Below are 8532 nucleotides of genomic sequence, written 5' to 3'. Positions count from 1 at the left end.
GGTGATGCTTTTCGACGAGCCGACCTCGGCCCTCGACCCGGAACTCGTGGGCGAGGGGCTGACGGTGATCCGCGATCTCGCCGCCGAGGGGGGCACCATGCTGCTGGTGACCCACGAGATGAAATTCGCCCGCGAGGTCGCCAGCCACGTGGTCTACCTTTACCAGGGCTGCATCGAGGAACAGGGACCGCCCTCCGAGGTCTTCGGCAATCCGAAATCACCGCGTCTGCAACAATTCCTCAGCTCGGTCGCCTGACCGAACCAACGACAAAACGAAACGAAACCAAAAGGGAGAACCTCAATGACCATCAAGAAACTCATCGCGACCGGCCTTGCCGCCGCCCTTCTGAGCGCCGGCACCGCCAGCGCCGAAGAGGTCAAGATCGGCATCGCCGCCGAGCCCTATCCGCCGTTCGCCTCGCTCGACAGCTCGGGCAACTGGACCGGCTGGGAAGTCGACATCATCAACGCCGTCTGCGAGGCCGCCGAGCTTGACTGCGTGATCACCCCCGTGGCCTGGGACGGCATCATCCCGTCACTGACCGGCCAGCAGATCGACGCGATCATGGCCTCGATGTCGATCACCGAAGAGCGGCTGAAGACCATCGATTTCACCGATCCCTACTACAACACCCCGGCGGTCATCGTCGCCGACAAGTCGATGGACATCGAGCCGACGCCCGAATCCCTCGCCGGCAAGATCGTCGGCATCCAGGCCTCGACCATCCACCAGGCCTATGCGCAGGAATACTTCACCGACTCCGAACTGCGCGTCTACCAGACCCAGGACGAGGCCAACCAGGACCTATTCGCCGGCCGCATCGACGCCACCCAGGCCGACAGCATCGCCATGGCGGATTTCGTGAACTCCGACGCTGGCGCCTGCTGCGAGATCAAGGGCGCGGTCAAGGATGATCCGACGATCCTGGGCCGCGGCGTCGGCGCCGGTGTGCGCAAGGGCGACGACGAGCTGCGCGAGGCGCTGAACAAGGGCATCGCCGCCATCCTCGAAAACGGCACCCACGAGGAGATCACCTCGAACTACTTTGACGCCAGTATCTACTAAACCACTGGTGTGACCGAACTTCTTGAAGCACTGGGCCTGGCGAGGAGCGCGGAACTCCTGTCGCTCTCGCCGCCCGGGTGGGGGCGCAACCTGCTGCGCGGCCTTGCCCATTCGCTACAGATCGCCCTTGGCGCCTATGCGCTTGGCCTGGTGATCGGGCTGTTCGGTGCCTATGGCAAGCTCTACGGCGGGAAGGTCACGCGCGACCTTCTCGCCATCTACACGACGGTGATCCGCGCGGTGCCGGAACTGGTGCTGATCCTGATCCTCTACTACGTCGGCTCGGACATCATCAACAAGGTCTCTGCCGCCATGGGCGGCGGGCGGGTCGAGGTCAGCGGCGTCGCCGCAGGGATTTGGGTGCTGGGCGTCGTCCAGGGCGCCTACGCGACCGAGATCCTGCGCGGCGCGATCCAGGCCGTGCCGCCCGGGCAGATCGAGGCCGCGAAATCCTACGGCATGCCCGCCTTCATGACGATGCGCCGGGTGACCATCCCCGCGATGATGAGTTTCGCGGTGCCCGGCCTTGCCAACCTTTGGCTGATCGCCACCAAGGATACCGCCCTGCTCGCGGTTGTGGGCTTTAACGAGCTCACGCTCGAGACCCGGCAGGCCGCCAGCAGCACCCGCGCCTATTTCACCTTCTTCCTCGCCGCCGGTTTCCTCTACCTCATGGTGACATTGCTCTCGGGCAGCATCTTCGCGCGCGTCGAGACATGGGCCCGGCGCGGACAGCCCTCGCTGAAGGAGGGCCGCGCATGATCGAGCTGCGCGCCCTCCTGCAGCCGCATCGCATCGCGATGATGCTGGTCTTCGCCGCCCTGGTCATCTGGTGCGCCCTGGCGCTGCGCTGGGACTGGATACCGGATTACGCGCCGCTGGCGCTTCAGGGCATGTGGACGACGCTCTGGCTGATGGTGGTCTCGATCATCCTCGGCTTCCTACTTGCCGTGCCGCTTGGGCTGGCGCAGGCCGTCGGTCCGTGGTACCTCGCCGCCCCTGCCAAGGCCTTCTGCACGGTCATCCGCGGCACGCCGCTCTTGCTGCAACTCTGGCTGCTTTACTACGGCCTCGGCTCGCTTTTCCCGCAGTTCCCGTGGATCCGCTCGTCCGAGCTCTGGCCCTACCTGCGCCAGGCCTGGCCCTACGCTGTGCTGGCACTGACGCTTTCCTACGCCGGTTACGAGGGCGAGGTCATGCGCGGTGCCTTCAAGGGCGTCGCCAAGGGCCAGCTCGAGGCCGCGCGGGCCTTCGGAATGCCAAGGCTGACCGTCTTCCGGCGCATCTGGCTGCCGCAGGCGATCCGCAACGTGCTGCCGACCCTCGGCGGCGAAACCGTCCTGCAACTCAAGGCAACGCCGCTCGTCGCCACGATCACCGTTGTCGACATCTACGCCGTGTCCTCGCGGGTGCGGTCCGACACCTTCATCGTCTACGAACCGCTCATCCTTCTGGCCGTCTTCTACATCCTCGTTGCCGGGATCATCGCACTGGCGTTTCACTGGCTGGAGGTAAAGGTCCTGGGCGCGGGAGCGCCGATCAGGCTGGGCCTCAACGCGCGCTGATCGCGGCGCCGCGCGCGGGGACGAGACAGCCGACACCACAGTCGCCCGCTCGTGGCCTGGGACGGCAGCCGTGAGCGCTCAGGCGGTCACCTTCGCAAGTCCGTCGGCCAGCATCTTCCAGACCCGGCGCAGGCGCGGCGTGTGCCGCATCGCTTCATGCGCGGTCAGCCAGACCGGAAGCCGCGGCAGGGCGAGGCCGGACCGGATCTCTTCGGTTGCGGGACACGACCGGCCCACCGCGGCGTGGGTGAAGCCGAGGCCGCAGCCTGCGCGCACCAGTTCCCAGTAGACCGCGTCGTCATCGCAGCGGGTCGCGAACCACTCGCGGGACAGCCTGGTCCCGGCGGCGAGGAAGCCGTCGAGGATCGCGGGCTTGGTGTCGTAGCCGACGAAATCATGCCGCAGCAGATCCTCCAGATCCGCCGGCCTGCCGCGCCGGTCGAGATAGCGGCGGGCGCCGAAAATGCCGAGTTCGATGTCGCCCAGGTGCCGCGTCACGAGATCGAGCTGGCGCGGCCGATACATCCGCACGGCGATGTCGGCCTCGCGGAAAAGCAGGTTGCTGGTGCTGTCCGAGGGGATGAGGTCGATCCGGATATCGGGCTCAGCCTCGCGGATGTCGGCGATGATCGCGGGCAGATGATAGATCGACATCGCGACGCTCGCCGTGATCCGCACGGTGCCGCTCAGCCCCGCACTCTGCCCCGAGGCGGTCAGCGCGATGCGATGTGCCGCGTCCCGCATCGCGCGCGCGGGTTCGATCAGTGCCGCGCCCGTCTCGGTCACTTCGAACCCCTTGGGACGGCGGTGAAACAGCTCGGCACCAAGCTGTGCCTCCAACGTCTTCACCTGGCGGCCAAGCGTCGGCTGCGAGACGGCGAGGATGCGCGCGGCGGCCGAAAGCGATCCGCTCTCGGCCACGGCCAGGAAGGCGCGCACCAGGGTCCAGTCGAGGGTGTCGGGAAAGCTGTCCATTCAAAAATGAATACACGATCTGCGCTTTCGGGCAATTCCTATTCATTGTCGGATGCCGCAACTTCCGGCGAAACACAAAGGAGACCACCATGCCAACTGTCCTGATCCTCGGCGCCAGCGGAAAAATCGGCACCCATTCCGCATCTGCCTTTGCCAATGCCGGCTGGACCGTCCGACGCTACCTGCGCGGGACCGACATGCGCGCGGCAGCCAAGGGCTGCGACGTGATCATCAACGGCCTCAACCCGCCCAACTATCATGACTGGGCGCGGATCGTTCCGGCAATCACCGCACAGGTCATCGCCGCCGCCCGGGCCTCTGGCGCGTTGGTGATCATCCCCGGCAACGTTTACAATTTCGGCGACCGACCCGGAACCTGGTCAGAGAACACGCCGCATCGTCCGGTGTCGCGCAAGGGCCGGATCAGGGTCGAGATGGAAGCGGCCTACCGCGCGTCCGGCGTGCGAACCCTGGTGTTGCGCGCCGGCAATTTCATCGATCCGAACCACGACGGCGACGTCATGTCCTCGGTCCTGCTGCGCGGCATCGACCGGGGCGTGATCACCCTGCCCGCCAAACCCGAGGTGATGCAGGCCTACGCCTTCGTGCCCGACTGGGCGCGCGCCGCCCTCATGCTTGCCGAACGGCGAGAGACGCTCGCGACCTTCGAGGATGTGCCCTTTCCGGGACTTGCATTCACCGCGCAGGAGCTGAAAACGGAACTGGATCGCGCCCTGGCGCACCCCCTCGGGTTCGCGCGATTTCCCTGGTGGGCGATGACGTTGCTGTCGCCGGTCTGGGAACTGGCGCGGGAATTGCGCGAAATGCGCTATCTCTGGAACACCCCGCATCGTTTGTGTTCCGCCAGGTTCGATCAGCTTCTGCCGGACTTCCGGCCAACCGACACGGCCACCGTCATGCGGGCGGGCCTGCCGGATGCTATCGCGGGCCGCAGTCCACGTTCGAATAGAGCTTGGCGCACTTCCTGACGGGGAACCGAGGTCTGAAACCCTGTGGGCCTCATCGATCTGCCCCCAGCGGGCGCCACATCGTCCCGCCCGGGCGGATGGCTATAGCTCAGCACCGTCGCCGCCGCTGTCCTGCAGGGATGACATCGGACAGGTCAGCTCCCACACGAAGCCACCGGGCGAATAGTCCAGCTTGACCTCTCCCGACATCGCAGAGGCAGTCATTTTCTGTAGAACGGTGGTTCCGAACCCCGTTTCTTCAGGCGGTTTGACCGGCGGTCCGCCACTTTCGCGCCAGGTCATGCGGAACCTATCACCCTCAACCGCCCAGGAGATGTCGACCTGCCCGGCCTCTTTGCTCAGACTGCCGTATTTCGCCGCGTTGGTTGCCATTTCATGCACGGCCATTCCGAGTGCCTGCGCCGCGGCAGGGGATACCAGGATCGGCGGCCCCGACAGTTTGACCCGATCGGCAACAGCCTCGAAGTGCTTCAACTGCCCGGTCACGAGATCGGCAAGGCCGACGCGCTTCCATTCGTTGTGAACCAAAATATCCTGGTTCGCCGCAAGCGCTTGCAGCCGGTCGTTGAACGTATGGAGGAAGTTCTCGGAAGAGTGTTTCGCGGTCTGACGGGCGACCACCTGGACGATCGCCAATAGGTTCTTGCTGCGGTGGTTGACCTCGCGCATCAGCAAGTGCCGCAGCGCCTCGGAGTGTTTACGCTCTGTAATGTCCTGGATCACCTTGATCAGATAGGCGATTGTGCCGTCCTCGCGGCGCACACAGCTGACCGTCGTGTGGCCCCAGACGGTTTTCTGCCCCTTGTGCAGGTAGCGCTTTTCTTGCTCGTATTCGTCCATTCCATCGGTCGTCAGCCGGGCCCAGGCGGCTTCGATCAATGCCTGATCCTCCGGGTGGGTGAACTCTTCGATCCCATGCCCTTCCATCTCATCCACATCCCGGCCAAGCATCCGCGCGAAACTGTCGTTTACCCGCAGGAGGGTTCCGTCTCCGCCAACGATACCTATGCCGACGCCGGCATTCTCGAACGTGGCCTTGAACCGCTGCTCGGCCGCCTCGATCGCGCGGGTGCGCTCGGCCACACGTTCCTCGAGGTGATCGTTGGCCAGCGCGAGGTTCTCGAGCGCCTGCCGCTGCTGTCGGGCAATACCTGCGACGATCAGACCGGTGGTTGCCGCGACGAGGATCAACGCTTTCAGCTTGGTCTGGAGGGCGGCAACTTCGGCGGCCGAAAGCGGCAGATGCTCGAAACTCTGGGCGTGGATCGCGATGACCAAGGTCAGCGCCAGCACGGCCAAGCTGGCCCCCCGGAACTCAAAGCGCAGCGCCGCCCAAATTATCGGCATCGGCAGGATAAAGGCAAAAGTGGCCCCGTTCGACAGGACCCAGATGCTGAGGAGTGACAGAAGGACCGCAATGCCGGCGCCCTCTGCAAATTCAATGGGTTTCGGCCAGGCCCTGTCGTGCCATGCATTCATGACCGAGATAACCAGCGGGGTCGCGATCAGAATGCCGGTCGCGTCTCCCAGCCACCAGAGCGGCCATGTCGTCGTGAACGGGTTCTTTCCGACAAAGGCGTCGATTGCGCTTCCCAATGTGGCGCTGACTGCCGGTGCGATCAGCACGCCGAGAACGAGGAACCTCAAGACCTGGGTCAATCGATCGAAATTGAACCGTTCGCCACCGCGCGACCTCAACAGCGTGGCTGCGACAAGAACCGCCGTCGCGTTCGCTGCGACATATCCGAGCGCCCAGGTTGCCGGGTTGTGAAACCAGATCGCGTTACCGCTCAGTTCACCCACGGCAGCCAGCGCGATCCACCATGGCCAGGTTTGCCTGGGCTGGGTCAGAAGCATCGCCAGGACGACCCCGTTCGGCGGCCATATGACGATTGGAACATCCGGCATCACCAACATCCAGCGGCCGAATGCCACCGCGGCCATATAGACCACATAGAAGACGACCAGATGCGCGCTGGCCGGCCGGCCGGGGGACAGCCTGATTGCTCGCAGAACTTTCGCAGGACTTAAGGAGGTCGGAGTGTCGGAACCGGGCTTCATGCGATCTGATGTCTCCACAACAAGCGAGTGCAATGATACGTGATCTACTTTGCACACCACAGCGCTATTTCGGAAGTCACAGGTCCGTTTCGTGAACCGGGCCAAGGGCTCAAGCGCCGGCGGACGCCGGGGTTCGAGCGACCCAAGGCAACCAGCAGGTCATGTATCAGGGCAAAGTGGCGGACCGACAGTCCACCCTTGAGAGTCCGTTACTTGTTGATTCTAAAAATTTTTATCAAAGCACGGAATGCATCTTGCCACCTCATGAATGAGCACGTGCATCTGAGGTCCTTGCGGCAATCTGGAACGAAGCGTGCGCGGACTCACCGTTGTGCGCGCTCGGCAGTTGGGAGATCAGACAAGAACATCAAAGCAATATGTCTGGTGTGCCGCATTCAAGAAACTTCCCGTCACCGGCTTTTGCAATCAGCTCTCCGTTTTCAACCACGACGTTTCCTCCCGAAAAAACTATCTGCGGCCAGCCGGTGACCTCGTATCCCTCATAGGGTGTGTAATCCACGTTGTGATGCAGGTCCTCGTTCTGTATCGTGACCTCGCGCGTGCTGTCCCAGACAACCAGGTCGGCATCGGCCCCGACCGCGATCGTGCCCTTTCGAGGATACAGACCGTAGAGTCGAGCCGGATTGGTCGAAGTCAGCGCGACGAATTGCTGCAGCGATATGCGGCCCTTCCCGACACCTTCGGAAAACAGCAGAGGCAAGCGCGTTTCGACGCCCGGGATACCGTTGGGAACATGCATGAAGCTGGCGTTTTCGCCGCGAAGTTTCTTGCCGGTAGTATCATCATAGCGGAACGGCGCGTGGTCCGAGGAAAAGACCTGGAACGTTCCATTGGCCAACCCGTGCCAGACGCTTTCCTGACTGGCGCGATCGCGCGGTGGGGGCGAACAGATGTGTTTCGCGCCCTCGAAACCCCTTAGATCAAGGTCGTCGGCCGTCAGAAAAAGGTACTGCGGACATGTTTCGCCGAAGACGCGCAGGCCCCGCGCGCGTGCCGCCGCGATCTGCTCCATCGCCTCGCCGCCCGAGACATGCACGACCAGCATCGGCACATCCACGATTTCGGCAAGCGAGATTGCGCGGTGCGTGGCTTCGCGCTCCGCAACCGCGGGACGTGCAGCCGAATGGAAGCGCGGCGCGGTCTTCCCGTCCTGTTCCAGCGCCTCAGTCAGCCATGAGATGATGTCGGAATTCTCGGCATGGATCATCGTCAGCGCGCCTTCGCGCCGTGCGAGAGCGAGGACTTCGAGGATCTGCCTGTCATCCAGCTTCAAGTCGTCATAGGTCGTGTAGATCTTGAACGACGAATAGCCTTCGCGGATCAGCGCCGGCAATTCCTGCCCTATCACCTGTGCGGTGGGGTCGGTGACGATCAGGTGAAACGCATAGTCGATGACTGATTTGCCCTTGGCGCGTGCGTGGTAATCCTCGACAGCCGCACGCAGGCTCTGGCCTTTTTGCTGGCAGGCAAAGGGGATGACCGTCGTCGTTCCCCCGAAGGCCGCCGAGCGCGGCCCGCTGTCGAAGTCGTCGGCCATGCGGGAGCCGTCTGCGCTCGGCTGGTCAAAGTGGCAATGGGCATCGACGCCACCGGGCAAAACCAGTTTCCCTCGGGCGTCGACCTCACGCAGCCCCTTGGACAGCGCTTGTCCCAGGGCGACGATGCGACCGTCGAGGATGCCGATATCGGCGTCAAAGACGTCGGACGCTGTGGCGATCCGGCCGCCCCGGATCACGAGGTCGAATTGATCGGGCGTTTGGCCGGTCGAGATTTCGGTCTCGTCAGACATCACCCGTCCTCATGGGCAATACGCGCCGCAAGGGCCGGCGACAGGCCGGGTGGAAGCGTGCCCGCC

At 63.9% G+C, this 8532-nt stretch carries 7 protein-coding genes and 1 pseudogene; 5 read left to right on the top strand and 3 right to left on the bottom strand.

Annotated features, from left to right (window positions below; genetic code table 11):
* The 4 genes and pseudogenes from ACN0T5_RS20700 to ACN0T5_RS20685 all read left to right on the top strand — a co-directional run.
* Positions 1-256: pseudogene (locus tag ACN0T5_RS20700) on the top strand (histidine/lysine/arginine/ornithine ABC transporter ATP-binding protein); the annotation flags it as partial.
* A gap of 45 nt (positions 257-301) precedes the next feature.
* Positions 302-1066 (top strand): transporter substrate-binding domain-containing protein, encoded by a 765-nt coding sequence (locus ACN0T5_RS20695; RefSeq protein WP_417770499.1) that lies wholly within the window; start codon positions 302-304, stop codon positions 1064-1066.
* 9 nt (positions 1067-1075) lie between these two features.
* Positions 1076-1828 (top strand): ABC transporter permease, encoded by a 753-nt coding sequence (locus tag ACN0T5_RS20690; RefSeq protein WP_417770498.1) that lies wholly within the window; start codon positions 1076-1078, stop codon positions 1826-1828.
* Positions 1825-2631: an ABC transporter permease gene (locus tag ACN0T5_RS20685; protein WP_417770497.1), complete on the top strand. Its 807-nt coding sequence runs from the start codon at positions 1825-1827 to the stop codon at positions 2629-2631. Before ACN0T5_RS20690 ends, ACN0T5_RS20685 begins: the two co-directional genes overlap by 4 nt.
* Positions 2632-2709: 78 nt before the next feature.
* Here ACN0T5_RS20685 and ACN0T5_RS20680 read toward each other — a convergent pair whose 3' ends face one another.
* Positions 2710-3606 (bottom strand): LysR family transcriptional regulator, encoded by an 897-nt coding sequence (locus ACN0T5_RS20680; RefSeq protein ID WP_417770496.1) that lies wholly within the window; start codon positions 3604-3606, stop codon positions 2710-2712.
* Between the two features lie 89 nt (positions 3607-3695).
* On the opposite strand from ACN0T5_RS20680, the gene ACN0T5_RS20675 reads away from it, so the two are divergent.
* Positions 3696-4595 carry an epimerase gene (locus ACN0T5_RS20675; RefSeq protein ID WP_417770495.1) on the top strand — a complete coding sequence of 300 codons (900 nt, stop codon included), beginning with the start codon at positions 3696-3698 and terminating at the stop codon, positions 4593-4595.
* Between the two features lie 81 nt (positions 4596-4676).
* On the opposite strand, the gene ACN0T5_RS20670 is transcribed toward ACN0T5_RS20675, so the two are convergent.
* Both ACN0T5_RS20670 and hydA read right to left on the bottom strand, forming a co-directional pair.
* Positions 4677-6656 carry an MASE1 domain-containing protein gene (locus tag ACN0T5_RS20670; RefSeq protein ID WP_417770494.1) on the bottom strand — a complete coding sequence of 660 codons (1980 nt, stop codon included), beginning with the start codon at positions 6654-6656 and terminating at the stop codon, positions 4677-4679.
* Positions 6657-7023: 367 nt separating this feature from the next.
* Positions 7024-8466, bottom strand: a complete 1443-nt coding sequence (hydA, locus tag ACN0T5_RS20665) for a dihydropyrimidinase (protein WP_417770493.1) — start codon at positions 8464-8466, stop codon at positions 7024-7026.
* Positions 8467-8532: the final 66 nt, after the last annotated feature.

The organism is Stappia sp. (genome assembly GCF_048261845.1).
Lineage (GTDB): Bacteria > Pseudomonadota > Alphaproteobacteria > Rhizobiales > Stappiaceae > Stappia.
This window is presented reverse-complemented; position numbering and strand designations above follow the sequence as displayed.

Excerpts from the sequence above, each read along its gene's own strand:
- ACN0T5_RS20695 (WP_417770499.1), top strand. The coding sequence starts at position 302 with ATGACCATCAAGAAACTCATCGCGACCGGCCTTGCCGCCGCCCTTCTG.
- ACN0T5_RS20675 (WP_417770495.1), top strand. The coding sequence starts at position 3,696 with ATGCCAACTGTCCTGATCCTCGGCGCCAGCGGAAAAATCGGCACCCAT.
- ACN0T5_RS20670 (WP_417770494.1), bottom strand. The coding sequence starts at position 6,656 with ATGAAGCCCGGTTCCGACACTCCGACCTCCTTAAGTCCTGCGAAAGTT.
- hydA (WP_417770493.1), bottom strand. The coding sequence starts at position 8,466 with ATGTCTGACGAGACCGAAATCTCGACCGGCCAAACGCCCGATCAATTC.
- ACN0T5_RS20680 (WP_417770496.1), bottom strand. The coding sequence starts at position 3,606 with ATGGACAGCTTTCCCGACACCCTCGACTGGACCCTGGTGCGCGCCTTC.
- ACN0T5_RS20685 (WP_417770497.1), top strand. The coding sequence starts at position 1,825 with ATGATCGAGCTGCGCGCCCTCCTGCAGCCGCATCGCATCGCGATGATG.